Annotated in this window: 28 protein-coding genes; 27 read left to right on the forward strand and 1 reads right to left on the reverse strand. The window is 42.7% G+C overall.

The genetic code is table 11. From position 1 onward, the window contains the following. The first annotated feature begins 14 nt into the window (after positions 1 to 14). The 8 genes from sdaAA (at position 15) to rnc (ending at position 7,518) form a co-directional block, all read left to right on the forward strand. Positions 15 to 902 (forward strand): L-serine ammonia-lyase, iron-sulfur-dependent, subunit alpha, encoded by an 888-nt coding sequence (gene sdaAA, locus ACXAHI_RS01580; protein WP_474845434.1) that lies wholly within the window; start codon positions 15 to 17, stop codon positions 900 to 902. A gap of 4 nt (positions 903 to 906) precedes the next feature. Then, entirely contained in the window at positions 907 to 2,940 is a 2,034-nt protein-coding gene (recG, locus tag ACXAHI_RS01585; RefSeq protein WP_474845436.1) for an ATP-dependent DNA helicase RecG, read from the forward strand. A gap of 121 nt (positions 2,941 to 3,061) precedes the next feature. Further along, a complete protein-coding gene (gene fapR, locus ACXAHI_RS01590) occupies positions 3,062 to 3,619 on the forward strand; it encodes a transcription factor FapR (RefSeq protein WP_474845437.1) in 558 nt (185 codons plus the stop codon). Between the two features lie 17 nt (positions 3,620 to 3,636). Beyond that, a complete protein-coding gene (plsX, locus tag ACXAHI_RS01595; protein ID WP_474845439.1) occupies positions 3,637 to 4,638 on the forward strand; it encodes a phosphate acyltransferase PlsX in 1,002 nt (333 codons plus the stop codon). Beyond that, positions 4,638 to 5,579, forward strand: coding sequence for an ACP S-malonyltransferase (gene fabD / locus ACXAHI_RS01600; protein ID WP_474845440.1), 942 nt, complete (start codon positions 4,638 to 4,640; stop codon positions 5,577 to 5,579). The genes plsX and fabD overlap by 1 nt, the downstream gene beginning before the upstream one ends. Before the next feature lie 2 nt (positions 5,580 to 5,581). Next, positions 5,582 to 6,322, forward strand: a complete 741-nt coding sequence (gene fabG, locus ACXAHI_RS01605) for a 3-oxoacyl-[acyl-carrier-protein] reductase (protein ID WP_474845442.1) — start codon at positions 5,582 to 5,584, stop codon at positions 6,320 to 6,322. Between the two features lie 73 nt (positions 6,323 to 6,395). Beyond that, positions 6,396 to 6,629, forward strand: coding sequence for an acyl carrier protein (gene acpP / locus ACXAHI_RS01610; protein WP_270181839.1), 234 nt, complete (start codon positions 6,396 to 6,398; stop codon positions 6,627 to 6,629). 97 nt (positions 6,630 to 6,726) lie between these two features. After that, complete coding sequence (rnc, locus tag ACXAHI_RS01615; RefSeq protein ID WP_474845444.1) at positions 6,727 to 7,518, forward strand: ribonuclease III; 792 nt, start codon at positions 6,727 to 6,729, stop codon at positions 7,516 to 7,518. A 35-nt stretch (positions 7,519 to 7,553) separates the two neighbouring features. Here rnc and ACXAHI_RS01620 read toward each other — a convergent pair whose 3' ends face one another. Next, a complete protein-coding gene (locus ACXAHI_RS01620; RefSeq protein WP_474845446.1) occupies positions 7,554 to 7,778 on the reverse strand; it encodes a DUF1128 domain-containing protein in 225 nt (74 codons plus the stop codon). A 181-nt stretch (positions 7,779 to 7,959) separates the two neighbouring features. Between ACXAHI_RS01620 and smc the strand changes: the two genes are divergently transcribed. From smc to trmFO, 19 genes are all read left to right on the forward strand, one after another. Beyond that, complete coding sequence (gene smc, locus ACXAHI_RS01625; protein WP_474845448.1) at positions 7,960 to 11,523, forward strand: chromosome segregation protein SMC; 3,564 nt, start codon at positions 7,960 to 7,962, stop codon at positions 11,521 to 11,523. Between the two features lie 18 nt (positions 11,524 to 11,541). Further along, positions 11,542 to 12,534, forward strand: a complete 993-nt coding sequence (gene ftsY, locus ACXAHI_RS01630) for a signal recognition particle-docking protein FtsY (protein ID WP_474812102.1) — start codon at positions 11,542 to 11,544, stop codon at positions 12,532 to 12,534. Positions 12,535 to 12,637: 103 nt separating this feature from the next. Beyond that, positions 12,638 to 12,967, forward strand: a complete 330-nt coding sequence (locus ACXAHI_RS01635; protein ID WP_474812101.1) for a putative DNA-binding protein — start codon at positions 12,638 to 12,640, stop codon at positions 12,965 to 12,967. A 12-nt stretch (positions 12,968 to 12,979) separates the two neighbouring features. Continuing rightward, positions 12,980 to 14,329 carry a signal recognition particle protein gene (ffh, locus tag ACXAHI_RS01640; RefSeq protein WP_270181844.1) on the forward strand — a complete coding sequence of 450 codons (1,350 nt, stop codon included), beginning with the start codon at positions 12,980 to 12,982 and terminating at the stop codon, positions 14,327 to 14,329. A gap of 84 nt (positions 14,330 to 14,413) precedes the next feature. Beyond that, the gene (rpsP, locus tag ACXAHI_RS01645) at positions 14,414 to 14,686 is read left to right on the forward strand and encodes a 30S ribosomal protein S16 (protein ID WP_270181845.1); all 273 of its coding nucleotides are present in this window, start codon (positions 14,414 to 14,416) and stop codon (positions 14,684 to 14,686) included. An 81-nt stretch (positions 14,687 to 14,767) separates the two neighbouring features. Next, positions 14,768 to 14,995 (forward strand): KH domain-containing protein, encoded by a 228-nt coding sequence (locus ACXAHI_RS01650; RefSeq protein ID WP_270181846.1) that lies wholly within the window; start codon positions 14,768 to 14,770, stop codon positions 14,993 to 14,995. Between the two features lie 110 nt (positions 14,996 to 15,105). Further along, positions 15,106 to 15,495: a YlqD family protein gene (locus ACXAHI_RS01655; protein WP_270181847.1), complete on the forward strand. Its 390-nt coding sequence runs from the start codon at positions 15,106 to 15,108 to the stop codon at positions 15,493 to 15,495. 23 nt (positions 15,496 to 15,518) lie between these two features. After that, positions 15,519 to 16,037 carry a ribosome maturation factor RimM gene (gene rimM / locus ACXAHI_RS01660; RefSeq protein WP_474845450.1) on the forward strand — a complete coding sequence of 173 codons (519 nt, stop codon included), beginning with the start codon at positions 15,519 to 15,521 and terminating at the stop codon, positions 16,035 to 16,037. Between the two features lies 1 nt (position 16,038). Further along, positions 16,039 to 16,773: a tRNA (guanosine(37)-N1)-methyltransferase TrmD gene (trmD, locus tag ACXAHI_RS01665; RefSeq protein WP_270182065.1), complete on the forward strand. Its 735-nt coding sequence runs from the start codon at positions 16,039 to 16,041 to the stop codon at positions 16,771 to 16,773. A 125-nt stretch (positions 16,774 to 16,898) separates the two neighbouring features. Continuing rightward, positions 16,899 to 17,243: a 50S ribosomal protein L19 gene (gene rplS, locus ACXAHI_RS01670; protein ID WP_224882090.1), complete on the forward strand. Its 345-nt coding sequence runs from the start codon at positions 16,899 to 16,901 to the stop codon at positions 17,241 to 17,243. A gap of 168 nt (positions 17,244 to 17,411) precedes the next feature. Next, positions 17,412 to 17,975, forward strand: a complete 564-nt coding sequence (gene lepB / locus ACXAHI_RS01675) for a signal peptidase I (protein WP_474845452.1) — start codon at positions 17,412 to 17,414, stop codon at positions 17,973 to 17,975. Positions 17,976 to 17,986: 11 nt separating this feature from the next. Beyond that, positions 17,987 to 18,841 carry a ribosome biogenesis GTPase YlqF gene (ylqF, locus tag ACXAHI_RS01680; RefSeq protein WP_474845454.1) on the forward strand — a complete coding sequence of 285 codons (855 nt, stop codon included), beginning with the start codon at positions 17,987 to 17,989 and terminating at the stop codon, positions 18,839 to 18,841. Between the two features lie 52 nt (positions 18,842 to 18,893). Then, a complete protein-coding gene (locus ACXAHI_RS01685) occupies positions 18,894 to 19,673 on the forward strand; it encodes a ribonuclease HII (protein ID WP_474845456.1) in 780 nt (259 codons plus the stop codon). A gap of 61 nt (positions 19,674 to 19,734) precedes the next feature. After that, complete coding sequence (locus ACXAHI_RS01690) at positions 19,735 to 19,905, forward strand: hypothetical protein (RefSeq protein ID WP_474845458.1); 171 nt, start codon at positions 19,735 to 19,737, stop codon at positions 19,903 to 19,905. A 218-nt stretch (positions 19,906 to 20,123) separates the two neighbouring features. After that, a complete protein-coding gene (gene sucC / locus ACXAHI_RS01695) occupies positions 20,124 to 21,284 on the forward strand; it encodes an ADP-forming succinate--CoA ligase subunit beta (RefSeq protein WP_270181852.1) in 1,161 nt (386 codons plus the stop codon). A 16-nt stretch (positions 21,285 to 21,300) separates the two neighbouring features. Beyond that, positions 21,301 to 22,209: a succinate--CoA ligase subunit alpha gene (sucD, locus tag ACXAHI_RS01700; RefSeq protein ID WP_270181853.1), complete on the forward strand. Its 909-nt coding sequence runs from the start codon at positions 21,301 to 21,303 to the stop codon at positions 22,207 to 22,209. A 77-nt stretch (positions 22,210 to 22,286) separates the two neighbouring features. After that, on the forward strand, positions 22,287 to 23,168 hold the full coding sequence (gene dprA, locus ACXAHI_RS01705) for a DNA-processing protein DprA (RefSeq protein WP_474845460.1): 882 nt from the start codon (positions 22,287 to 22,289) through the stop codon (positions 23,166 to 23,168). A gap of 70 nt (positions 23,169 to 23,238) precedes the next feature. Further along, positions 23,239 to 25,311, forward strand: coding sequence for a type I DNA topoisomerase (gene topA, locus ACXAHI_RS01710; RefSeq protein WP_474831756.1), 2,073 nt, complete (start codon positions 23,239 to 23,241; stop codon positions 25,309 to 25,311). A 15-nt stretch (positions 25,312 to 25,326) separates the two neighbouring features. Beyond that, complete coding sequence (trmFO, locus tag ACXAHI_RS01715) at positions 25,327 to 26,631, forward strand: FADH(2)-oxidizing methylenetetrahydrofolate--tRNA-(uracil(54)-C(5))-methyltransferase TrmFO (RefSeq protein ID WP_474845462.1); 1,305 nt, start codon at positions 25,327 to 25,329, stop codon at positions 26,629 to 26,631. The last annotated feature ends 14 nt before the right edge of the window (positions 26,632 to 26,645 follow it).

The following is a 26,645-nucleotide window of genomic DNA, read 5'->3' on the forward strand; positions in this document are numbered from 1 at the left end:
AAGGAGGAGTCGCTATGTTTCGTAATGTAGCAGAATTAGTTGAGCTAGCACAATCAAGAAATGTGCCGATTTCAGAAATCATGATCGAACAAGAAATGGAAGTTAGAAGTTCGACGCGTGAACAAGTCGTTGGTCAAATGGAAAGGAACCTTGAGGTAATGGAGCAAGCTGTAGAGCGAGGTATTACAGAAGACGTTCGGTCTCACTCTGGTTTAACAGGTGGAGATGCGGTCCTGCTTCAAACTTACCTAAAATCAGGGAAATCTCTTTCTGGTGAAACGATGCTCGATGCAGTTAGTAAAGCGATGGCAACAAACGAAGTCAATGCAGCGATGGGTACGATTTGCGCAACGCCAACAGCTGGATCAGCAGGAGTTGTTCCTGGAACATTATTTGCAATCAGAGAAAAGGTGAATCCAACGAGAGAACAAATGGTGAACTATCTCTTCACATCAGGAGCTTTCGGTTTCGTTGTTGCTAACAATGCTTCCATTTCAGGGGCTGCAGGTGGATGTCAAGCGGAGGTAGGTTCAGCTACAGGGATGGCTGCAGCTGCAATCGTTGAACTTATGGGTGGAACGCCTGAACAGTCTTCACACGCTTTTGCAATCGCGCTTAAAAATATGCTTGGATTAGTATGCGACCCTGTTGCAGGTCTTGTAGAAGTTCCTTGTGTTAAAAGGAATGCAATGGGTGCATCCAATGCTCTTGTAGCTGCAGATATGTCACTAGCAGGAATTAAGAGCCGAATTCCTTGTGATGAAGTGATCGATGCGATGTATAAAATCGGTCAAACGATGCCTTCTGCCCTACGTGAAACAGCGCAAGGAGGTCTTGCAGCAACACCGACTGGACGAGAATTAGAAGCCAGGATCTTTGGAGTATCCCTGGATAAGAAATGAGTGAATGAAGGTGACTGAACTCACGAAAATCAAAGGAATAGGTGATGAGAAAGCTGCTTCTCTTTCATCGATCGGAATCAATAGCATATCGGACTTAGTAGAATATTTTCCTTTTCGATATGAGGACTATGAACTGAAAGATTTAGCGGATGTTAAGCATGAGGAGAGAGCTACACTTGAAGGAAAGGTTCACAGTGAACCTGCCGTTCGCTACTATGGAAAGAAAAAGTCTAGACTGTCTGTAAGGCTGTTAGTGGGAAGATTCCTCATTACAGCCGTTTTTTTTAATCGTGCTTTTCTTAAAAAGCAGTTCTCACTCGGACAGACGGTCACCGTAACTGGTAAATGGGACCAACATAAGATGACCTTGTCCGCTTCTGAGATTACTTTCTCGCCTCACAACCCAGATGGTACGATCGAGCCTGTTTATCCAGTAGGTGGAGACATAACAGTGAAAGCGATCAAGCGCTACATTCAGCTTGCTTTAAAACAATTTGCAAGTGAAATCGAAGAGACGCTTCCCCCTCAAATGTTAGAGCGGTACAAGCTTATGAATAGAAGAGAAGCCATCGAAACGATGCATGCACCACAATCGCACGAGCATTTAAAGCAGGCGAGAAGAAGGTTTGTGTACGAGGAGCTGCTGCAATTTCAGCTGAAGATGCAGCTGTTCCGAAAGAGGGAGAGAGAAAATACAAAGGGGTCTTCTCACCATTATAGTAGAAAGGATCTGGAGGGATTTATTAAGAGTCTTCCTTTTCCTCTAACAGGAGCACAAGATAGAGTCGTAGGAGAAATTTTAAACGACATGGAAAGCCCGTATCGCATGAATCGGTTGCTTCAAGGGGACGTAGGTTCAGGTAAAACGGTCGTAGCAGCGATCGGACTTTTTGCTACGTACCTCTCAGGAAATCAAGGTGCTTTAATGGTACCTACAGAAATTCTTGCTGAGCAGCATTTTGAATCATTTGAAGACCTTTTAGGAGACAGGCTGAACGTAGAACTGTTAACTGGTTCGATAAAAGGGAAGAAGCGAAGAGAGCTTCTTGAACGATTGGCAAGTGGAGAGATCGATTTGTTGATCGGTACTCATGCGCTCATTCAGGATGAAGTTGTTTTTAAGCATCTTGGTTTAGTTATTACCGATGAGCAGCACCGCTTTGGTGTTATGCAAAGAAGGGTGCTAAAAGAAAAAGGTTTGACTCCGGATGTCCTTTACATGACAGCGACACCGATCCCTCGAACGCTTGCCATCTCTGTATTCGGTGATATGGATGTTTCGACGATCGATGAGATGCCGGCTGGCAGAAAACCGATCGAGACGTATTGGGCTAAGCCGGATATGCTCTCAAGAGTGCTCGACTTTGTGACGAAAGAGCTTGATCAAGGCCGTCAAGGGTACGTCATCTGTCCTCTTATTGAAGAGTCAGAGAAACTGGATGTCCAAAATGCAATCGATGTTCATGCTCAAATGCAAACTGCACTACCTAATTATCAAGTGGGATTGATGCATGGAAGACTAAGTTCTGATGAAAAGGAAGCCGTAATGGAAGCCTACAGCCGTAATGACGTTCAGCTATTGGTATCCACAACGGTTGTCGAGGTCGGCGTTAACGTACCGAACGCAACGATCATGGTCATTTATGATGCCGAGCGTTTTGGGTTAGCTCAGCTTCACCAGTTACGAGGTCGAGTAGGACGAGGGAGCGATCAGTCTTACTGTATTTTACTTGCTGATCCTAAATCAGAAGTCGGGAAGGAGCGCATGCAGATTATGACAGAGTCGAACGATGGCTTTGTGTTATCACAGCGTGACCTCGAGCTTCGTGGCCCAGGAGATTTCTTTGGAAGAAAGCAAAGTGGTTTGCCGGAGTTCAAAGTTGCCGATCTTGTCCACGACTATCGCGTTCTTGAAGTAGCACGTCAAGATGCTTCAGCACTCGTTGAATCTACGGCGTTTTGGGAAGATAACGCTTATCGTCGTCTTAGAACCTATTTATCGAAAGAAGGGGTATTAAGTGGCGAGAAGCTTGATTAGCTTGCAAAAACGCGGCTTACATTATATACTACGTTTTAGGACCTAGTCATAAGACTGAGATAAAGAGGATCATAGGATCCTCTTTATCCGTTTATTAATGCTAGATAGGCGGCGGTAGAGAGTGAAGAGGAGTAAGAGAGAACGTCAAACGTTATTAAAAGAGACAATCGAAAAAACACCTTTTATAACCGATGAGGAACTTGCAGATAAATTTAACGTGAGCATTCAAACAATCAGATTAGATCGCCTTGAACTATCTATTCCAGAATTAAGAGAGCGGATCAAGTATGTTGCCCAGCAGCAGTTTGATGAGGTGAAAGCTCTCCCGATGGAAGAAGTGATCGGTCAAGTCATCGACCTACAATTAGATGAAAATGCGATTTCAATTCTAGATATCCGACCAGAACATGTTTTTTCTAGAAATAAAATCGCTCGGGGTCATCATCTTTTCGCACAAGCGAATTCGTTAGCAGTTGCGATTATCAATGATGAGCTTGCCTTAACTGCAAAAGCGAATATTCGTTTTTCAAGACAGGTTAAGGAAGGCGAACGAGTGATAGCCAAAGCAAATGTTACCGACAATAGTAAAGGAAGAACAACGGTCGAGGTCAATAGCTTTGTTCAGAATGAAAATGTATTTTCGGGTGAGTTTGTGATGTATCGCTCTACTAAACCTTGAAAGGAAGCTGAACTAACATGAGACTTGCAATAGATGCGATGGGTGGGGACAACGCTCCTAAAGCGATCATCGATGGGGTTTATGAAGCCTTAGAAACGTATAAAGATCTTTCAGTAACCATCGTAGGAGACGAAAATCAAATCAATCCCTTACTATCTGGGAGTAAAGAGCGAATAACAGTACTACATACGGATGAATACATATCGTCAGAAGATCAGCCAGTACGTGCAGCAAGAAGAAAGAAGAAAGCGTCGATGGTACTCGCTGTGAACGAAGTTAAAGAAGGTAGAGCGGATGCCTGCATTTCTGCAGGAAATACAGGAGCACTCATGGCAGCCGGCTTGCTCTATGTAGGACGGATCGAGGGGATCGAACGACCAGGCCTTGCTCCAACTCTTCCGACGATCGATGAAAAAGGTTTTCTTTTACTTGATGTTGGTGCGAATATGGACGCAAAGCCTGAGCACTTGCTTCAATATGCACAGATGGGTGCTGTTTATGCAGAGAAAGTTCGTGGAATCGACTCTCCTCGCATCGGCTTACTGAACATCGGTACAGAAGAAGGGAAAGGGAACGAACTTAGTAAACAAGCATTCACTTTGTTACAAGAAAGTGGTTTAAATTTTGTTGGGAACGTTGAATCACGAGATATATTGAGCAATGCAGCGGATGTCGTCGTATGCGACGGATTTTCCGGAAATTTAGTGCTTAAAACGATCGAGGGAACCGCACTTACGATGTTTACAATGCTAAAAGAAGAGCTCACAAGTTCTTTCACTAGTAAGGTAGCTGCTGGAGTTCTGAAGCCAAAGTTGAAAAACTTGAAAAACAAGCTAGATTACTCTGAGTACGGTGGAGCTGGATTGTTTGGCTTACGTGCTCCAGTTATTAAAGCTCATGGCTCCTCAAACGGACGGGCTGTTTTCAGTGCAATAAGACAAGCTCGAATGATGGTAACAGGAAATGTCGTAACTGAAATCAAAACTTCTCTTGAAGAGAAGAAGGAAGGAGATCAGTAATGGGAAAAACAGCATTTTTATTTCCAGGTCAAGGTTCACAAGCAGTAGGAATGGGGAAAGACTTTATCGAAGTTTATTCTGCTTCAGAAAAGATTTTCAGTGAAGCGGATAACCGTCTCGACTACGACCTTACGAAACTAATCATGAACGGGCCGATCGAAACCCTTACAAAAACAGAGAACACGCAGCCAGCTCTTGTAACAACGAGTGTAGCAGTTTTAGAAGCGCTTAAAGAAAAAGGAATTACGCCAGATTATACCGCAGGACATAGTCTCGGTGAATACTCTGCACTAGTTGCTTCAGGTGCTATGTCGTTTTCTGATGCTGTCTATGCTGTTAGAAATCGAGGTCTTTACATGGAAGAAGCTGTTCCTGCAGGTGAAGGGGCGATGGCAGCAATCATGGGCATGGACCGTGACGAGCTTCAGAAAATAGTGGATGATGTGTCTGAATCGACTGACACTGTTCAGCTAGCCAACTTGAATAGCCCTGGTCAAATCGTCATTTCAGGAGCAAAAGCTGGAGTTGAAAAAGCGTCTGAAGTCGCAAAGGAAAATGGTGCGAGAAGGGTAATCCCTCTACAAGTTAGCGGCCCATTTCACTCAAGCTTAATGAAGCCGGCAGCGGAAAAGATGTCTGCAATCTTAGAGTCTATCACGATTTCTGATGCTTCAGTGCCAGTGATCGCGAACGTATCAGCAGAACCTTCTACATCAGCTGAAGAAATCAAGAGCAACTTGCTGCAACAGATTTATTCACCCGTTCTATTTGAAGATACGATTCGTAAACTGATGGATCTCGGTGTTGATCGATTTATTGAAGTAGGACCAGGAAATGTTCTTTCAGGATTAGTTAAGAAAGTAAACCGTCGTGCATTTGTTCATGCAGTAAGTACACCTGAACAACTTGATCAACTAATGGAAAAGCTAGGGGAGGAATAATCATGGCAGAGAAAAAATCGGCACTCGTTACTGGCGGATCTCGCGGGATCGGACGAGCTATCGCACTTCAACTTGCTTCAGAGGGGATGAACGTAGCTGTTAACTATGCGGGTAGTGAAGCGAAAGCGAACGAGGTTGTTGAAGAAATCAAAGCTGCTGGCGGTCAAGCCATTGCGATCCAGGCGAACGTTGGTAATATGGAAGAAGTACAAGGAATGGTTAAGGAAGTCATCTCAGAGTTCGGTAGTCTCGATGTTTTGGTTAACAACGCTGGGATAACAAGAGATAACCTATTGATGCGTATGAAAGAGCAAGAGTGGGACGATGTAATCAATACGAACCTCAAAGGTGTATTTAACTGTACGAAATCTGTGACGCGCCAAATGATGAAACAGCGCTATGGCCGTATCATCAATGTAGCATCAGTCGTTGGTGTTGCAGGAAATGCAGGCCAGGCGAACTATGTAGCCGCGAAAGCAGGCGTAATTGGCTTAACAAAAACGACTGCAAAAGAACTTGCTAGCCGTAATATTACGGTCAATGCTCTTGCACCTGGGTTCATCGAAACAGATATGACAGATGAACTATCTGAAGAGGTGAAGAGCGGAATGAAAGGTCAGATTCCTCTTGGAAGACTTGGCGCAGCTGAAGATATTGCAAAAGCAGTAAAGTTTCTTGCTTCTGATGACGCAAACTATATCACCGGTCAAACCCTCCACATCGATGGCGGAATGGTGATGTAACAGAAGAGAAAAATTGTACATCTAGTTTTTTTCTTTTAGATATCCTATAATAGCTTGAGGGGAGGTGAGTATAATGGCAGATACACTAGAGCGTGTAACAAAAATCATCGTTGATCGTCTTGGAGTCGAAGCGTCTGAAGTTAAACCTGAAGCTTCTTTTAAAGATGACCTTGGTGCCGATTCCCTGGATGTTGTGGAATTAGTTATGGAGCTTGAAGATGAGTTTGACATGGAAATCTCAGACGAGGACGCTGAGAAGATCGTAACAGTTGGCGATGTAATTGATTACATAAATAGCCAAAATTAATATTCGGGAATTTCCTGAATTGGTGGATTAAGCCCCGTAGATGCGGGGCTTTATTCCCTTTCTATGTAGAAGATTTTGATTAGTCGTGGAGGTATTTATGTCCAAATCACACAAACACACACAAAAAACAAAAAGACGTTTTAAACCTAAGCATTCACGACAACTCGTGGTTGGGGACACTGCGAAAGAAAAGTTCGCTCAGTTTCTCAAAGAAATTGATGTTTCTTTTAATAATGAGCAACTTCTTTACCAGGCATTTACTCATTCATCATATGTGAATGAGCATCGACTGCATCCGCAGATGGATAATGAACGTCTAGAATTTCTTGGTGATGCTGTACTTGAACTTACAATATCACGGTACCTGTTTGAAAAATACCCGAATATGAGTGAAGGAGAGCTAACGAAACTACGAGCGGCCATCGTATGTGAGCCATCGCTCGTGCAGTTTGCTAACGATCTCAATTTTGGGCATCTTGTCCTTCTTGGTAAGGGTGAGGAAATGACGGGTGGAAGAGCAAGACCAGCACTTCTTGCCGATGTGTTCGAATCATTTATATGTGCACTCTATCTTGATCAAGGCATAGAAGTGGTTTTTGGCTTTCTAGAGAAGTTTGTCTATCCGAAGATTAACGCCGGTGCTTTTTCGCATGTGATGGATTATAAAAGCCAGCTTCAAGAAGTGATTCAGCGTGAAAGCCTTGGGGTCATTGATTATGTCATCACGGATGAAAAAGGGCCAGCGCACAATCGCGAGTTTGCGTCCAAAGTTACGCTGAACGGAGCTGACCTTGGAATCGGTGTAGGACGTTCCAAAAAAGAAGCTGAACAGAAGGCGGCACAACAAGCGCTTCTAAATTTAAAAGAAAGTAATCAAAAAGAATCCTGATCAACAGGATTCTTTTTACGTATATGATCAACTCATTATGCTGTGCGAAGCTTACCTAGTTCAGCAAGCAAAGCCTGCATTTCACCCGGAGTAAGCGACTCTTTCTTATTGACCATCGTGTAAATTTCATGAATATCATCGTAAGTAGAGAGGTCAAAAGATTCTGGCTTGATCATGGCGGCGTTAATTACTTGAAGCTTTTCTTTAATGCCTTCAACCATAAATGTAAGGTTTTCTTCTGTTTTGTTAGATAGATCCATTATGTACCACCTGCCTTTTTACACAATCTCGCTCAAATCCGTCTTTAGATGAAGAATTCAGGAGCTTTTCCTATTGTAACATGGATCACGCATTGTATCGTAGGCTATAGGAATTTATGATAAAATAAGACAGTTAGTTTATAGCATACATAGATATGAAACAGATGAGGGGGAAAAATTGATGTTCCTCAAACGATTAGATGTAGTCGGCTTTAAATCATTCGCCGATAAAATTTCAGTAGAGTTTGTTCCAGGAGTTACATCAGTTGTCGGTCCAAACGGAAGCGGCAAAAGTAATATAAATGACGCGATCCGATGGGTGCTAGGCGAACAGTCTGCAAGATCACTCAGAGGCTCGAAGATGGAAGATATTATTTTCTCAGGTAGTGAGTCACGAAGAGCTGTCAATCTTGCAGAAGTAACATTGACCCTCGATAATCATGACCAATACCTTCCGATCGAATACAACGAAGTAAGCGTTACGAGAAGAGTGTATCGCTCTGGTGATAGCGAATACTTATTAAACAATCAAACATGCCGTCTGAAAGACATTATTGAACTTTTTATGGATTCAGGACTTGGTAAAGAATCGTTCTCAATCATCGGACAAGGACGAATTGAGGAAATATTAAGCAGCAAGTCTGAAGAAAGAAGAAAGATCTTTGAAGAAGCGGCAGGAGTTCTTAAATATAAAACGCGGAAACATAAAGCGGAAGCACGATTAAAAGAAACAGCGGACAACCTTCACCGCGTGGAAGATATTCTGTATGAACTCGAAGATCAAGTAGAGCCTTTACGTATCCAAGCTTCGATAGCGAAAGACTATCTTGAGAAAAGGGAAGAGTTAGAAAAGATCGAAGCAGCTCTAACCGTTCACGAGATCGAAGAGTTTCACGCTGCTTGGAGAAAGAAATCTGCTGAGTTCGATGAGTTAAAACAGAAAGAATTAGACATCTCAGATTCGGTACGAGTCAAGAAGGAAGAACTCGAAAACGCAAAGCAAGAATTGCTCATAGCTGAAAACAATATTGAGCGTTTCCAGCAAACCTTACTCGAGACAAGTGAAGAACTTGAAAAGCTCGAAGGGAAAAGAGAAGTTCTTAAAGAACGAAAAAAGAATGCTCATCAAAACAAAGAGAATCTCAAAGAACGAATCAACTTTTTAAACGAAAAGAAAAACTACTATGAAAATGAAATCACTCAGCATCGAAGCAGGTTTGAGCGCCAGAAAAAAGAATTAGCTCAATTGAAAGATCAGCTGAAGAAAGAAACTGAGTTACTTGCTGATGTCGAGCAAGATATCGAACAAGAATTAGACCGAATGAAGTCCGATTACTTTGAGCTGTTGAATGAACAAGCATCGATCCGTAATGAAAATCGCTACATCCAAGATCAGCTAACTGTTCTTTCACAGCGTAAAAAGAGACTGGATGAGGACAACCATAAGTTCATCAAACAGCGGACGGAGGTAGAAGATAAAAAGAAAGAGCTGACTAAATCTCTCAAAGCTTCAAAAAAGAAGCTCGAAGCTCATGTTTCTTCGTTTTATAAAAGTAAGCATGACGTAGAAGAAAAGAAAAAAGCTCTCGGAGAAAAAGAATCAAAGCTCTACCAAGCTTATCAATATATTCAGCAATATCGTTCTAAGAAACAAATGCTTGAGGAAATGCAGGAAGATTACGCTGGTTTCTATCAAGGTGTTAAAGAAGTGCTGAAGGCTAGGAATGACCTTGAAGGAATAGAGGGTGCGATCGCGGAGCTTGTGACGGTACCAAAACAAGTAGAGACAGCACTGGAAACAGCTCTAGGTGGTGCGATGCAAAGCGTTGTCGTAAGTGATGAACGAGCAGGACGCGGAGCGATATCATTTTTAAAGAAAAATCGTTCAGGACGAGCAACGTTTCTTCCGATAACTGTTATTCGGTCGAGGAAAGTTTCGGGATATGATTATGAACGCGTGAAGAATCACAAGGCATTTGTTGGCGTCGCATCAGACTTAATCGAGTTTGATGAGAGGTATCGTAACGTCCTAGAAAACTTATTAGGCTCGGTCCTTGTAGCAAACGACTTAAAAGGCGCGAACGAACTAGCTAAAATCGTTCAGTACAAGAACCGTATCGTGACGCTCGAAGGTGACGTTGTAAACCCTGGTGGTTCGATGAGCGGAGGAAGTGTGAAGCAAAAGTCTACTTCTTTACTTAGTAGACAGCGTGAACTGGAAGTTCTAGAAACAAAGCTTGCAGAGATGGAAAAGAAGACGGTAGGTGTAGAAAAAGAAATTCAGCGTGAGAAAGCAGAGCTTGAGAGACTCGAATTAGAGCTTGAAACGATGAGAGAGCACGGTGAAAACCTCCGGCTAGAAGAGCAGTCACTTCTAGGAGATATAAGAGGAATCGAAAGTGAAGAGCGAAATACGAACGAACGACTTCAGCTATATGACCGTGAGAAGAACGCGATCGAAGAAGAAGTAGAAACGCATGAAAGCAGGAGTGACTACTTATCGAACCGTTTAGAAACGATCTCAAAACAAGCAGAGGAACTAGAAGAGAAGATCGAAGCACTAACGCTTAAAAAGCAATCTCAGCAAACGTCGAAGGAAACGATCCAATCAGAAATCACTGAGTTAAAAGTGAAAGTAGCTGAACATCAGCAGTCCTTCCAGAACCAAAAAGAAACGCTCGATCGCCTTTCTTCAGAACAAAAGGAAACGACGAATCAGTTGAATGAAACGATGGAAGAGCATTCCTTACTAAATGAAGCGATGTCATCTAATTCAACTGGTGAAGAAAAGCTTGATGAAAATATCAAGAAATTAAGAGAAGAAAAAGACGGTTTGTTAGCTTCACTACAAGAAGAAAGAGAAGTGAAAACAAATCATCAGCGAACGATCGATGTGATAGGTACTGAACATGAAGCAGTATCGAATGAGGAAAAGCAGACAGCAGGGTTACTGCAAGCTGCAGAAGTACAAGTGAACCGTTTAGATGTAGAACTTGAAAACCGTCTCACGATGCTAAGTGAAGAGTATGGATTAACGTATGAAGCAGCGAAAGAGAAGCATGTGCTTACGATCGAAGCTAGTGAAGCAAAGAAGAAGTTAAAGCTGATCAAGCTTGAAATCGATGAATTAGGGACGGTTAACCTTGGTGCGATCGATGAGTTTGAGCGTGTGAATGAGCGCTATACGTTCTTAACAGAGCAGCAAAAAGATTTGTTACAGGCAAAAGATACCCTTTATACGGTAATCGGTGAAATGGACCAAGAAATGAAGAAGCGTTTTGAAGATACGTTTACGAAAATTCGAACTCAGTTCCAACAAGTGTTCAAAGAACTATTTGGGGGAGGAAAAGCGGATCTCGTTCTCACAGATCCTGAGAATCTCTTATCAACCGGGGTCGATATTCTCGCACAGCCTCCAGGCAAAAAGCTTCAGCACCTTGCTCTTCTTTCGGGTGGAGAACGAGCATTTACGGCGATTGCGCTTCTGTTTGCTATTCTAAAAGTGCGCCCAGTGCCTTTCTGTGTCCTAGATGAAGTTGAAGCCGCACTCGATGATGCGAATGTGAATAGGTTTGCGAGGTATTTGAAACAATTCAGTGAGAAGACACAGTTCATCGTTATTACGCACCGTAAGGGTACGATGGAGGAGTCTGATGTTCTTTATGGTGTGACCATGCAGGAATCAGGCGTTTCAAGACTCGTGTCAGTTAGACTAGAAGAATCAAAACAATTAATATCGCAATAAGAATTTGGGGGGATTTCAATGAGCTTTTTCAAAAAGCTAAAGGACAAGTTTACAACGCAATCGGATAATGTGACTGAGAAATTTAGAGATGGACTCGAGAAAACACGAACATCGTTTTCTACAAAAATGAACGACCTTGTAAAGAACTATCGTAAAGTTGATGAGGAATTTTTCGAAGAGCTAGAAGAATTACTAATCAGCGCAGACGTGGGTGTAGCAACAGTAATGGACCTGATTGATGTTCTAAAAGATGAAGCGAGAACAAGGAACATCAAGGACACAGAAGCGCTTCAGAGCGTTATCTCTGAAAAGCTTGCTGAATTGCTTCACAAAGAAGAAGATAATTCGTTGAACATTCAAGAAGATGAATTAACGGTATTCTTGTTCGTTGGCGTTAACGGAGTAGGTAAAACCACTACGATCGGGAAGCTTGCTCACAAGTTTAAGCAAGAGAACAAAAAGGTTCTGTTAGCCGCTGGTGACACGTTTAGAGCTGGTGCCATCGAACAGTTAGATGTGTGGGGTGAGCGTGTCGGAGTCGATGTCGTGAAGCATCAGGCAGGTTCTGATCCTGCAGCTGTCGTGTTCGATGCGGTACAATCAGCTAAGTCCAGAAAAGCAGACATCCTGCTTTGTGATACAGCTGGGCGTCTTCAGAACAAAGTGAACTTAATGAACGAACTTGAAAAAGTGAAGCGCGTGATTCAAAGGGAAATCCCGAATGCGCCACATGAAGTCATCCTCGTTCTTGATGCGACGACTGGTCAAAATGCGATGAGCCAGGCGAAGCAGTTCAGTCAATCGACTGATGTTTCAGGAATCGCTCTTACGAAACTCGATGGGACTGCAAAAGGCGGTATCGTTTTAGCCATTCGACATGAGCTAGATATCCCTGTTAAGCTAGTTGGACTCGGTGAGCAAATGGATGATTTACAGGAGTTTGACGCTGATACGTTCGTTTATGGACTCTTCTCTTCGATCATCGAAGAAGACGTTGAAAAAGAAGAGTAAATCACGAAAAGATTGTGTTAAGAAAAAATCTTGACAAATGATTTTACGCATAGTAGTATATTTAACGTAAAGGTGATTGCCTTAACACGAGGGGGTGCTACCATTGCTCGAAAAAACAATGCGTATGAATGCGTTATTCGACTTTTACCAGTCGCTCTTAACTCCGAAACAAAGGAATTACATGGCATTGTACTATTTGGATGACTACTCCCTTGGTGAGATCGCAGAAGAATTTCAAGTTAGCCGTCAGGCTGTCTATGATAACATTAAGCGAACGGAACAAATGATAGAAGAATACGAAGCAAAACTATTGCTATTCGAGAGATACAACAAGCGTCAAGAGTTGTTTGAAGAGCTTACTGAAGTGCTCAAGCAAGAGGATCCAAACTCGAAAGCTCTAACCTTGATTAAATCTCTTGAAAAACTCGATTAGGAGGCGGCAAACATGGCATTTGAAGGTTTAGCCGACCGACTGCAAGGTACCCTGCAGAAAATTCGCGGCAAAGGGAAAGTTACTGAAGCAGACGTCAAAGAGATGATGCGTGAAGTAAGGTTAGCTCTACTTGAAGCGGATGTTAACTTTAAAGTCGTGAAGCAGTTCATTAATAAAGTTAAGGAGCGGGCTGTAGGGCAAGAAGTAATGAAAAGCCTGACGCCGGGTCAGCAAGTCATTAAAGTAGTCAATGAAGAGCTGACTGCACTTATGGGCGGAGAGCAAAGCAAAATCGCAGTATCAAACCGTCCGCCAACTGTTATTATGATGGCTGGTCTACAGGGTGCGGGTAAAACGACAACTGTCGGGAAGCTTGCGAACCATTTACGAAAGAAGCACAATCGAAAACCTTTACTCGTTGCGGCGGATATCTATCGTCCAGCAGCGATCAATCAGCTAGAAACCCTAGGTAAACAGCTCAGCATGCCTGTATTCTCGATGGGAGATCAGGTAAGCCCTGTCGAAATCGCCACGAAAGCGATCGAAAAAGCAAAAGAAGAGCATTTGGATTATGTACTGATCGATACGGCCGGTCGTCTTCATATCGATGAAGACCTCATGCAAGAACTGAAGGACGTAAAAGAAGCAGTAACACCTGATGAAATTTTCTTAGTAGTAGACGCAATGACTGGACAAGACGCTGTGAACGTAGCCGAAAACTTTAACGATGCACTAGATATTACTGGTGTTGTTCTAACAAAGCTTGATGGTGACACTCGCGGAGGGGCTGCGCTATCGATCAAGTCAGTCACTGACAAACCGATCAAGTTTGCTGGTATGGGTGAAAAGCTTGATGCGCTCGAACCATTTCATCCGGAAAGGATGGCGTCCCGCATATTAGGGATGGGGGATGTGCTCTCTCTAATTGAAAAAGCACAAACTTCAGTGGATGAAGACAAAGCAAAAGAGCTCGAGAAGAAAATGAGAACGATGAGCTTTACGTTCGATGATTTTCTTGATCAACTTGGACAGGTTCGCAGCATGGGCCCTCTTGATGAATTGATGGATATGATTCCTGGGATGAACAAGAAGGCGATGAAAAACGTCAGCGTTGATGAAAAACAAATCGGTCGAGTTGAAGCGATCATTCAATCGATGACCACTCTTGAAAAAGAGCAGCCTGATGTGATCAATGCGAGCCGCAAGAAGAGGATTGCTACAGGCAGTGGAACATCTGTACAAGACGTCAATCGTCTCTTGAAACAATTTGATGAGATGAAGAAAATGATGAAACAGATGACCAACATGTCTAAAGGTGGCAAGAAAAAAGGCAAGGGCATGAACTTCCCATTCATGCAATAAAAACGAAATAAATTTCCTCTTTACAAGAGTGACAATTTATGATATTATATTTATTTATGTGAGTATTTTTTGGAGGTGAAACACATGGCAGTTAAAATTCGTCTAAAACGTATGGGTGCTAAAAGAAACCCTTATTACCGCGTAGTTGTTGCAGATTCTCGTGCTCCTCGTGACGGACGTTTCATCGAGGAAATCGGAACTTATAATCCGGTTGCTAATCCTGTTGACGTTAAAATTAACGAGGAAAAAGCTCTTGATTGGATGCTAAAAGGCGCTAAGCCTTCCGATACAGTCCGTAACCTTTTCTCTAAAGAAGGTCTTATGGAAAAGCTACACAACGCAAAAAACCAAAAGTAATATGACACCGTGGGGGAGGCTTTATCGTAAAGCCTCCTTTGGTGTATTTTTTTCCATCATCTTAAAAAGGTGGGGTAATAAATGAAGGAACTCGTTGAAACGATCGTTAAAGCCCTTGTCGATTATCCTGATGAGGTAATGGTTGAAGAACTACCTGGAAGCAAGGAAGTCACTTATAAACTCCATGTTCATACGAATGATACGGGAAAAGTGATTGGAAAGAATGGTAAGGTAGCTAAATCCATCCGAACAGTAATGAATGCAGCAGCAGTGCAATCGGGCACGCGTGTACAGTTAGAAATCGTATAAGGGGAGTCGTACTCCTCTTTTTTGTTGTTTTAAAGGTGTAAGTTTTTTTTACATAGTCACCTTTTAATAAGTTACAACCAAATCCCTCTATACCATGGAGGCAAACTGAAATGAATATCATAAAGAAATATGAAGTGAAGCAGCTGTTGACAGAATCTAGTCGAGCTTTTTATATAGATAAGTGGGATCAAGAGATCGCGATCCTCGATCAAGAACGAGAACAACTGCAATTTGAAAAGAAACGGTTGCAGAAGAAACGTCCCTCTGATAAAGAGTGGATCAGTGAGCAATTCGAGAAGGAATTGCATTCTCGAAATGAGCAAATATCGATTCTCGAATATAAGATTGAACAAATCGAGCAGCTTCCACCAGAAAGCGAACTACATGAAGGGGAAGTGGATGCCATCCAAAGTATTGAAGTGGGCGATGAGTGGAAAGCTGCTGAGCAAAAAGGTAAAATCATTATTAAAGATGGGATCGTGCAAAGCATAACCCCATAGTTCAAACGAAAGGAAATTACAACATGACACAATGGTTAAACGTTGGGAAAATAGTGAATACACATGGTGTTCGAGGTGAGGTAAGGGTCATTTCTAGGACTGACTTCCCTGAAGAACGCTATGCTGAAGGGAATAAACTCTTTTTGTTTAAAGAAAACCAAGAGCCGATTCAGTTGGTTGTTCGCTCTCATCGAAAACATAAGCAGTTCGATCTGCTTACGTTTGAAGGGTTACATTCCTTGAATGAGGTCGAGTATATGAAAGAGGGAATTCTTAAAATTACAGAGGAACAGCTTGGCACGTTAGAAGCAGACGAATTTTATTATCGTGACATCATTGGTCTTGAAGTTCACTCAGACGAAGGAGAATACCTTGGTAAGGTGAAAGAAATTCTTTCTCCAGGAGCAAACGATGTGTGGGTTGTACAACAAGCTAGTGGAGGAAAGGATTTGCTACTTCCTTACATCAATCAGGTAGTCAAAAGCGTAGACTTATCGAAGGGTGAAGTGATCGTTCATTTAATGGAAGGACTTCGTGATTAGCATGAAGATCGATGTACTATCGTTGTTCCCTGAGATGTTTACAGGTGTGTTTAATCACTCGATCTTAAAACGTGCACAGGAAAGTGGTGCTGTTTCTTATCAAGTGACGAATTTCAGAGAGTACAGTACGAATAAGCATAAGAATGTAGACGATTATCCTTATGGGGGCGGTGCTGGTATGGTCTTAACGCCACAGCCCGTGTTCGATGCTGTCTCATCACTCGCGGATCCCTCAAAAAAACCTCGCGTTATATTGATGTGTCCACAGGGAGAAAGGTTTACACAGTCAAAAGCTGAAGAATTGGCAGCTGAAGACCACCTTATCTTTGTGTGCGGTCATTACGAGGGTTATGATGAAAGAATTAGAGAGCACCTTATTACAGATGAAATCTCGATTGGAGATTTTGTATTGACCGGGGGAGAACTTGCGAGCATGGTTGTCATCGACAGTGTAACGAGGTTGCTGCCTGGGGTGTTAGGCAATAAGAGCTCAGCACCGATGGACTCATTCAGCAGCGGGCTTCTTGAGCATCCTCACTATACACGACCGTCATCGTACGAAGGGCATGCTGTGCCTGACGTGCTTCTGTCAGGAAACCATGCTGCGATCGAAAAATGGCGTTTAAAGGAATCGCTCAGACGAACCTGGACAAGAAGACCAGACTTGTTAGAGTCTAAGGAGCTTTCGAAAGAAGAGCAGAAAATCCTTAACGAAATAAAAGAAGAATCTGATTGATTCTCCCTTGTAATCTAATATCTGCTATGCTATGATATTTTTTGTGGCATTAGTCATGAATTACGATGTTCCGCTGTAATGCACCATTATTTATAAGAGCATCTGTGTGGAAGGAGGGTTACTTGATGCACAAGTTAATCCAGGAAATCACAAAAGAACAGCTTAAGTCGGATCTTCCGAATTTCCGACCAGGGGATACTGTTAAAGTTCACGTTAAAGTTGTCGAAGGCACTCGTGAGCGTATTCAGGTATTCGAAGGTGTTGTGATTAAACGACGTGGTGGCGGAATTAGCGAAACGTTCACAGTACGTAAGATTTCTTACGGAACTGGAGTTGAGCGTACATTCCCTGTACATTCACCAAAAGTTGCTAAGCTTGAGGTAGTTCGTCGCGGTAAAGTTCGCCGTGCTAAGCTATACTACTTGCGTGCACTTCGTGGTAAAGCCGCTCGTATTAAAGAAATTCGATAATAATGGTATCTATGAAAAAGGAGCTTGCGCTGTCAGGCTCCTTTTTTCTATTCTATAGGATATCGGTGTCCTATTTACTATGGTAAAATGAACTTTGCATAGGTTTGTGAGAGGGTATTAAAGGGAATTAATGATTCCGGAACTATCCATCATAGGAGGAGAACGAACATGAGCAGTGAAAAAACAGGAGAGAAAAAAGATTCTTGGGATTGGATAAAAGCATTAGTGATCGCTTTTATACTTGCTGGAGCTGTTCGTTATTTCATATTTGCACCTATCGTCGTAGATGGTGAAAGCATGATGCCGACACTTCATGATCGTGATCGAATGATTGTAAATAAGATAAGCTATAATATTGGTGAGCCAGAGCGCTTCGATATCGTTGTTTTTGAAGCTGTTGAAGGAAGAGATTACATTAAGCGCGTCATCGGGTTACCAGGTGATAAAATCGAATATAAAGATGACAACCTATATGTGAACGGTCAACTTGTGGAGGAACCGTATCTAGATACAGCTAAGAACGATTTACTTTCGGGTAATTTAACGTATGATTTTGACCTCAGCGGATTAACAGGTGAAACGACTGTACCAGAGGGGCACTTGTTCGTTATGGGGGATAATCGACAACATAGTAAAGATAGCCGTTCAATCGGCTTTGTTTCTAAAGATAAAGTGATTGGAGAGGCGAACATCGTGTTTTGGCCTCTAACAGATATTCAAGTAATGGAATAGGTGGAGATTGCATGACGATTCAATGGTTCCCTGGGCATATGGCCAAAGCCCGTCGGGAAATAACTGAAAAACTAAAAATGATCGATGTTGTAATTGAAATTGTGGATGCTAGAATTCCACTTTCGTCTCGAAATCCAATGATCGACGAGATCGTTTCTTCTAAACCGAGGCTAATCCTGTTAAACAAATCTGATATGGCTGACGATCAGAAAACAGCAGAATGGAAGGAGTATTTCCAGCGTCAGGGGCACAAAGCTCTGCCGATCGATTCTCACACGGGTAAGGGCGTGAAATCGATTCCTGCTGCAGCGCGAGAGCTTGTCAGCGAAAAGCTCGATCGTATGGTAGAGAAGGGGATGAAGCCGCGTGCTGTTCGTGCGCTCATTCTTGGTATTCCTAACGTAGGGAAATCGACTCTGATCAACAAGCTCGCAGGTAAAAAGATTGCGAAAACGGGCGATCGACCAGGCATCACTAAGAAACAGCAATGGATCAAAGTAGGAAAAGAAATGGATCTTCTCGATACGCCAGGAATTCTATGGCCGAAGTTTGAAGATCAGAAAACCGGTTATAAGCTTGCTGCAACCGGCGCGATCAAAGACGAGATCTTGGATTTTCAAGATGTCGCAGTCTTCACCCTGAAATTCCTAGGCGAACACTATCCTAACAGGCTGATGGAACGCTATAAGTTAGACAACATTCCAGAAGATATCGTTGAATTATTTGATGAAATCGGTAAAAAACGTGGGTTCTTATTAGGCGGTGGTTGGATCGATTACGATAAAACTGCTGAAACAGTACTTAGAGAACTTAGAAGTGGTAAGCTTGGCGATCTGACTCTTGAGACGCCAGAGGAGGAAAGGTAAGGCATTGCCTTGCCTTTTTTTATTATTTTCAAAAGAAGAAAGAGGGAAATGTGTGGGCAATTCCAAAAAAACAATCAGCGAAATCAAAACGATGATTCTAGAAAAGAAGTACTCAGAGGAAGAGTGGGCTGAATTTCAATCTGATGACAGAAAAGGTGTAAAAGAACTTTTAGCGAAAGAACAGAGAAAAAAGGAGCAAATCGAAAAAGTTAAAGAATTACATAAAGAGATGAGCGTGTTTGAGAAGCGATACAGTGCATCTGGGTTTACGACCATAGCAGGAGTCGATGAAGTAGGAAGAGGCCCGTTAGCGGGGCCTGTAGTGGCTTCTGCGGTTATTTTAGATAGTGAGAACCCCATCTATGGCCTCCAGGACTCGAAGAAGCTTTCTACAGCAAAGCTTGAAGAACTATACGATGCGATTCTTGAAAACTCTGTCTCTGTTGGGGTAGGCGTCATAACCGCAGAGGAAATAGACGAACTCAACATCTATCACGCAACAAAAAAAGCAATGCAGAAAGCAGTCCGAGCGCTATCGGTTTCTCCTGACTTCTTACTAGTGGATGCGATGGAGCTTCCGCTATCGATCCAACAAGAATCTTTAATCAAAGGAGATGCTAGAAGTGTAAGTATCGCTGCTGCTTCGATCGTTGCAAAAGTTACGCGAGACCGCATGATGGAGAAGGTCGCGCTACGGTATCCTCAGTATGGCTTCGAAAGACACGTTGGTTATGGAACAAAAGAGCATTTGACAGCATTAGACCGTCATGGTGTCACAAATGAACATCGTAAAACGTTTGCTCCTGTGAGAGAACGTTTAGGAATGCTTTGATGCATGAATCCCTGTAAATTGATGATACTATGGTTATTCTACTTAGAAGGAGAAGAGCCAAGTGAACGATCGATTGCATCCAGAAAAAAATGACCCGTATTATGAAGAAGCAGGTGAGGAGTTTGGTGTCTACACTCCTGCAGCAGCAAGGGATTTGTCTGTAACGGATCATCAAAAGCGGGAGCAGGAGAAAAAATCTCCAGGTGAAAAAGAACAAGAAGATCGAAAATAAAAATAGCTACTGCTGAGGATGCCTCGGCAGTTTTTTGTTTTGAACGCACTAAACTGCTAAAGAATGGCTGTGAGCAATGCTTAAGGAAGAGCAATTATCCTACTTAAGTAATGTAAAGAAAAGGTACTTTTAGTAAAAGGGTAGACAAGCGGTGGGAATTTTCTATACAATGAAAACGTCGTCAATGACTTGATTGAGTAGGATAGGAGGACAAGAGAATGAATATCCATGAGTATCAGGGAAAAGAAGTCCTAAGAAGTTATGGGGTCTCAGTCCCAAATGGACAAGTTGCTTACTCCGCAAAAGAAGCGGTGGACGTTGCTAAACAACTAGAGAGCGACGTTTATGTAGTGAAAGCTCAAATCCATGCTGGTGGTCGAGGCAAAGCCGGTGGGGTTAAGATTGCAAAGAACCTCGACGAAGTACGTACATATGCTGAGGAGATCCTCGGTAAAACACTCGTTACTCATCAAACGGGTCCTGAAGGTAAGGAAGTAAAGCGCTTACTTATCGAAGAAGGTTGCGACATTAAAAACGAATACTATGTAGGTCTAGTAGTCGATCGTGCGACATCTCGCGTCGTAATGATGGCTTCTGAAGAAGGCGGTACTGAAATTGAAGAAGTGGCTGAAAAAACGCCAGAGAAAATCTTCAAAGAAGTAATCGATCCTGCAGTTGGTCTTCAAGGCTATCAAGCTAGAAGACTAGCGTTTAACATTAATATCCCTAAAGAGATGGTAAATAAGACAGTGAAGTTTATGCTTGGTCTTTACAAAGCCTTTATTGAAAAAGATGCTTCCATCGCTGAGATCAATCCACTAGTAACAACTGGTGATGGTAACGTGATGGCGCTAGATGCGAAGCTTAACTTTGATCCAAATGCGCTTTATCGTCATAAGGATATCCTTGAGCTGCGTGATCTTGATGAAGAAGATACGAAGGAAATTGAGGCTTCAAAATACGAACTCAGCTATATTGCATTAGAAGGAAATATCGGTTGTATGGTCAATGGTGCAGGTCTTGCCATGTCTACGATGGATATTATCAAGCATTATGGCGGCGACCCTGCTAACTTCCTTGACGTTGGGGGCGGTGCTACAGCTGAGAAAGTTACTGAGGCGTTCAAGATCATCCTTTCAGATCAAAATGTTAAAGGTATCTATGTCAACATCTTCGGCGGAATCATGAAGTGTGACGTAATCGCTGAAGGTGTAGTCGAAGCAACAAAACAAGTAGGTCTTGAAATTCCACTTGTCGTTCGACTAGAAGGTACAAACGTAGATCTAGGAAAGCAAATCCTTAAAGACTCAGGATTAAATATTACGGCTGCAGAATCAATGGCTGACGGCGCAGAAAAAATTGTTTCATTAGTTAAGTAGAAAGGCGGGACTAGGAATGAGCGTTTACATTAATAAAGATACAAAAGTTATCGTTCAAGGTATCACCGGTTCAGTTGGATTATTTCATACACAGCAAATGCTAGAGTATGGTACTAAGATTGTCGGCGGAGTGACACCTGGAAAAGGCGGAACAGAGATCGAAGGCGTTCCGGTTTTCAACACGGTTGAGCAAGCTGTTAAATCAACAGGTGCTACAGCGTCAGTAATCTATGTTCCACCTGCATTTGCAGCTGATGCGATCATGGAAGCTGTCGACGCTGAACTCGATATCGCGATCTGTATTACTGAAGGTATTCCTGTAATCGATATGGTAAAAGTAAGTCGTTATATGGAAGGGAAGAAAACCCGTCTTGTAGGACCAAACTGTCCAGGGGTCATCACTCCTGACGAGTGCAAGATCGGTATCATGCCTGGATACATCCATAAAAAAGGTCACGTCGGTGTTGTCTCCCGTTCTGGTACGTTGACGTATGAAGCTGTACACCAACTATCTGAACAAGGTATCGGACAATCTACTGCAGTAGGTATCGGTGGTGACCCGGTTAACGGTACGAACTTTATCGATGTATTGAAAGCATTCAATGAAGATGAAGATACGTATGCAGTTATCATGATCGGAGAAATCGGTGGTACAGCTGAAGAAGAAGCAGCAGAGTGGGTCAAAGCAAACATGACGAAGCCTGTTGTTGGCTTTATCGGTGGTCAAACGGCACCTCCAGGGAAGCGCATGGGCCATGCTGGTGCGATCATTTCTGGCGGTAAGGGTACTGCTGAAGAGAAGATCAAAACGATGGAATCAGCGGGCATCAAAGTTGCTCCTACCCCTGCCGTAATGGGTGATACACTGATTTCGGTTTTGAAGGAAAAAGACTTACTAGAGAAATGCACAACACATAAAGCGTAAAGGCAATAGCTCCCGGTCGGGAGCTATTTCTCTTATACATAAAAATATGAAAGATTCCTTGATTGGAGAGAATGGTAGTGAGGACATTGAGAAGCCGATTGATCCAACTACACCACTGTGAAGGCGCAAATTGGAAAGTTATTCGATCACTGTTAACATTTGACCCCACGCTTCAAAGCATATATGATATGTCTGCTGTTGACTTAATGAACTTTAACCTTGATTTTCAGTCCGCATCGCGGTTTTACCAGGACCTGCATGTAACGAAACCGTGGAAAACAAATGGGATTAGAGAAATGAAAGTGATCACACGGTTCGATGAAGCATACCCAGAAAGTCTAAAGCATATTTATGATGCACCATGGGTTGTTTATTGCATGGGCAAGGTTCAACTTTTGAATACTCCTTGCTTAAGTGTAGTTGGAACGAGAAACCCTTCATCACATGCTGAAGATACGATGAAGATCGTCTTAAACCCGATCTTTCAACATAATGTGACAGTGGTGAGTGGACTAGCGCGGGGGATCGATACACTCGCCCATCGTCTTGCACTCCAGTCAGGAACGATAGCAGTACTAGGTTCTGGATTCAAACATATTTATCCTAAAGAAAACATAGAGCTTGCAGCAACGATTGCGAAGGAAGGGTTGCTTTTATCCGAGTACCCTCCTCACCGTTTTCCAGATCGAAAACAGTTCCCTGAGAGAAACCGCATCATCAGCGGCTTATCAAAAGGTACCCTCGTTGTCGAAGCGAAAAAGAAAAGTGGCTCTCTCATAACAGCAGACCAGGCGATCGACCAGGGACGCGACGTCTTTTGTTTGCCTGGAAGGTTGACAGACGTGGGTTCTGAAGGTACGAATCGATTGATTCAGCAGGGAGCAAAACTTATATTAAAAGGTGAAGATATACTGGCTGAATACAGTGAATTTGAAGAAAAAGTAGCTAGCACTATTTGACAAAAGAGTTTTGAATATTTAATAATGGTGAAGATTTTAAAATTACCTCAATGGGGGGAGGAAACTTACTGTGGCAGATTATCTAGTTATTGTTGAATCTCCCGCTAAAGCAAAAACAATTGAAAAATATTTAGGAAAGAAGTATAAGGTGAAAGCATCGATGGGTCATGTGATCGACTTACCCAGAAGTCAGATGGGCGTTGATGTAGAAAACAACTATGCTCCTAAATATATAACAATACGCGGGAAAGGGCCTGTGCTTAAAGAAATTAAAGATGCTGCAAAGAAGGCAAAGAAAGTTTATCTAGCGGCCGACCCCGATCGCGAAGGGGAAGCGATTGCATGGCATTTAGCACATAGCTTAAAAATTCATGAAGACAAAGAATGCAGAGTAGTATTTAATGAAATTACGAAAGATGCAGTGAAAGATGCGTTTAAACGACCTCGAGCAATCAACATGGACTTAGTAGATGCTCAACAAGCGCGAAGAGTATTGGACCGACTCGTTGGTTACAATATCAGCCCTTTACTTTGGAAGAAAGTGAAAAAAGGATTAAGCGCAGGAAGAGTTCAAACGGTAGCGGTTCGGTTGATCGTTGAAAGAGAAAAAGAAATACAAAACTTCCAGGCTGAAGAATATTGGAAGATTAAAGCTGCTTTTGAGAAAGACGGCGAACAGTTTGAAGCTGGGTTCTACGGTATAGAAGGAAAGAAAACGGACCTTTCATCTCGTGAAGATGTTGATAACATATTGAATCGAATCGAAGGGGATCAGTTCCGTATACAGTCCGTTCAAAAGAAGGAACGGAAGCGAAACCCTGCACAACCGTTCACGACGTCATCCCTTCAACAGGAAGCTGCGAGAAAGCTTAACTTCAGAGCTAAGAAGACGATGATGCTCGCTCAGCAGCTATACGAAGGAATCGAGTTAGGGAAACAGGGTACAGTTGGTTTAATCACGTATATGAGAACGGATTCTACGAGAATTTCTGAAACTGCTAAAGCAGAAGCGAGTGAATACATCGAAGGTAAGTATGGTCAAGAGTACTTATCGACTAAAAAACCTTCCAAGAAACAATCTGGTAAATCTCAAGATGCACACGAAGCTGTAAGACCTACTTCTGTGATGAGAAATCCAACTGAAATGAAAGCCTATTTAAAGCGCGACCAACTTCGTTTATACCGATTGATTTGGGAGCGTTTCGTCGCGAGTCAAATGGCTCCTGCGATCATGGACACGATGAGCGTCGATCTCGATAATAATGGCGCTACGTTCCGAGCTACAGGATCGAAAGTAAAGTTCAAAGGCTTTATGAAGGTGTATGTAGAAGGGAACGACGATAACAAAAAAGAAGAAGATAAGATGCTTCCTGATTTAGAAGAGGGAATGGATGTAGCTTCGACGGAAATCGATCCTACTCAGCACTTCACTCAACCACCTCCACGTTATTCCGAGGCACGACTCGTAAAAACGATGGAAGAGCTAGGTATAGGAAGACCTTCAACGTACGCACCAACTCTCGATACGATTCAACGAAGAGGCTACGTTGCGTTAGAGGATCGTAAATTCGTTCCAACTGAGCTAGGTGAAATTGTGCTAGAGCTCATTCTGGAGTTCTTCGAAGACATTATTAACATCGAATTTACAGCTGCTCTTGAAAATGACCTTGACAAAGTTGAGGATGGAGGGGCAGAATGGATTTCTGTAATCGATGAATTTTATCAGAACTTCGATAAGCGATTGAAAGTCGCAGAAGAGGAAATGAAGGAAGTTGAGATAAAAGATGAGCCAGCCGGTGAGGACTGCGAAAAATGCGGATCGCCGATGGTTATCAAAATGGGGCGCTACGGAAAATTCATGGCGTGCTCTAATTTCCCAGATTGCCGAAACACGAAACCAATCTTGAAAGAGATCGGTGTCGACTGTCCGAAATGTAAGGAAGGAAACATCGTAGAACGAAAAAGCAAAAAGAATCGTCTATTCTATGGATGCGACCGTTTTCCTGAATGCGACTTCCTTTCTTGGGATAAGCCGATCAAGCGTCCATGCCCAAAATGTGGAGATATGCTTGTCGAAAAGAAAACGAAGAAGAAAAAAGAAATCAAGTGTGTGAACTGTGATTTCGTTGAAGAAGAAAACTAGTAAGGGGTTTTTGTAATGAGTAATCACGTGACGGTGATTGGTGCTGGGCTCGCTGGAAGTGAAGCGGCCTGGCAGCTAGCCAAGCGAGGAATCAATGTACATCTTTATGAGATGAGACCAAAAAAGCAAACGCCTGCTCATCATACGGATAAGTTCGCTGAGCTCGTTTGCAGTAACTCACTTCGTGCGAATACATTAACGAATGCCGTTGGTGTATTGAAGGAAGAAATGCGTGAGATGGATTCTGTCATCATCAAAGCAGCGGATGAGTGTGCAGTACCTGCTGGTGGTGCATTAGCTGTCGACCGACATGAATTTGCAGCGAAAGTAACGGAATATGTAAAAGGACATCCAAACGTAACGGTTTTTACTGATGAATTCACAACGATTCCAGAAGGTCCTGCAATTATTGCAACTGGACCACTCACTTCAAAAGATCTATCAGATCAGCTTAAAGCACTAACGGGTGAAGAGTACTTGTATTTCTATGATGCAGCAGCTCCGATAATCGAAACGGAGAGCATCGACATGGATAAAGTGTACAAGAAGTCTCGTTATGATAAAGGTGAGGCTGCTTATTTAAACTGTCCGATGACTGAAGAAGAGTTCAACCGTTTCTATGAAGCTCTCATTTCAGCAGAAACGGTACCTTTGAAAGAATTTGAAAAAGAAATCTTTTTCGAAGGGTGTATGCCGATCGAAGTCATGGCACAAAGAGGGAAGAAAACGATGACGTTCGGTCCACTCAAGCCAGTTGGACTTGAAGATCCTAAAACAGGAAAGCGTCCTTACGCAGTAGTGCAGCTGCGACAGGATAATTCCTCAGGGACACTTTATAACATCGTTGGTTTTCAAACTCATCTGAAGTGGGGACCTCAAAAAGAAGTGATCCGAATGATTCCTGGTCTAGAAAATGCTGATATCGTACGCTATGGTGTTATGCACCGAAACACGTTTATCAACTCACCGAATCTACTGAAGCCAACTTATCAATATAGAGATCGAGATGATTTATTCTTCGCTGGTCAGATGACTGGAGTAGAAGGTTATGTAGAATCTGCAGCTGCAGGACTCATTGCAGGATTTAACGCTGCGAGATTGATGGACGGAGAAGAAACAGTGGTGTTCCCTGAGCAAACGGCTCTAGGAAGCTTAGCTAACTATATCACTACTGCGAACCCGGACAACTTCCAACCGATGAACGCTAACTTTGGTCTGTTTCCACCGTTAGAGAACAGGATTAAGAACAAAAAAGAACGCAATGAAGCAATCGCTAATCGCGCATTGGAAACAATTCAGAATTTTAAAAAAATATTGTAAATTTCTATTGCTTA

This window comes from Anaerobacillus sp. ABD4_527 (assembly GCF_056160805.1).

Coding starts and splice junctions, on each gene's coding strand:
- sdaAA (WP_474845434.1), top strand. CDS start 15: ATGTTTCGTAATGTAGCAGAATTAGTTGAGCTAGCACAATCAAGAAAT.
- recG (WP_474845436.1), top strand. CDS start 907: ATGAAGGTGACTGAACTCACGAAAATCAAAGGAATAGGTGATGAGAAA.
- plsX (WP_474845439.1), top strand. CDS start 3,637: ATGAGACTTGCAATAGATGCGATGGGTGGGGACAACGCTCCTAAAGCG.
- fabD (WP_474845440.1), top strand. CDS start 4,638: ATGGGAAAAACAGCATTTTTATTTCCAGGTCAAGGTTCACAAGCAGTA.
- fabG (WP_474845442.1), top strand. CDS start 5,582: ATGGCAGAGAAAAAATCGGCACTCGTTACTGGCGGATCTCGCGGGATC.
- acpP (WP_270181839.1), top strand. CDS start 6,396: ATGGCAGATACACTAGAGCGTGTAACAAAAATCATCGTTGATCGTCTT.
- rnc (WP_474845444.1), top strand. CDS start 6,727: ATGTCCAAATCACACAAACACACACAAAAAACAAAAAGACGTTTTAAA.
- ACXAHI_RS01620 (WP_474845446.1), bottom strand. CDS start 7,778: ATGGATCTATCTAACAAAACAGAAGAAAACCTTACATTTATGGTTGAA.
- smc (WP_474845448.1), top strand. CDS start 7,960: ATGTTCCTCAAACGATTAGATGTAGTCGGCTTTAAATCATTCGCCGAT.
- ftsY (WP_474812102.1), top strand. CDS start 11,542: ATGAGCTTTTTCAAAAAGCTAAAGGACAAGTTTACAACGCAATCGGAT.
- ffh (WP_270181844.1), top strand. CDS start 12,980: ATGGCATTTGAAGGTTTAGCCGACCGACTGCAAGGTACCCTGCAGAAA.
- rpsP (WP_270181845.1), top strand. CDS start 14,414: ATGGCAGTTAAAATTCGTCTAAAACGTATGGGTGCTAAAAGAAACCCT.
- ACXAHI_RS01650 (WP_270181846.1), top strand. CDS start 14,768: ATGAAGGAACTCGTTGAAACGATCGTTAAAGCCCTTGTCGATTATCCT.
- ACXAHI_RS01655 (WP_270181847.1), top strand. CDS start 15,106: ATGAATATCATAAAGAAATATGAAGTGAAGCAGCTGTTGACAGAATCT.
- rimM (WP_474845450.1), top strand. CDS start 15,519: ATGACACAATGGTTAAACGTTGGGAAAATAGTGAATACACATGGTGTT.
- trmD (WP_270182065.1), top strand. CDS start 16,039: ATGAAGATCGATGTACTATCGTTGTTCCCTGAGATGTTTACAGGTGTG.
- rplS (WP_224882090.1), top strand. CDS start 16,899: ATGCACAAGTTAATCCAGGAAATCACAAAAGAACAGCTTAAGTCGGAT.
- lepB (WP_474845452.1), top strand. CDS start 17,412: ATGAGCAGTGAAAAAACAGGAGAGAAAAAAGATTCTTGGGATTGGATA.
- ylqF (WP_474845454.1), top strand. CDS start 17,987: ATGACGATTCAATGGTTCCCTGGGCATATGGCCAAAGCCCGTCGGGAA.
- sucC (WP_270181852.1), top strand. CDS start 20,124: ATGAATATCCATGAGTATCAGGGAAAAGAAGTCCTAAGAAGTTATGGG.
- sucD (WP_270181853.1), top strand. CDS start 21,301: ATGAGCGTTTACATTAATAAAGATACAAAAGTTATCGTTCAAGGTATC.
- trmFO (WP_474845462.1), top strand. CDS start 25,327: ATGAGTAATCACGTGACGGTGATTGGTGCTGGGCTCGCTGGAAGTGAA.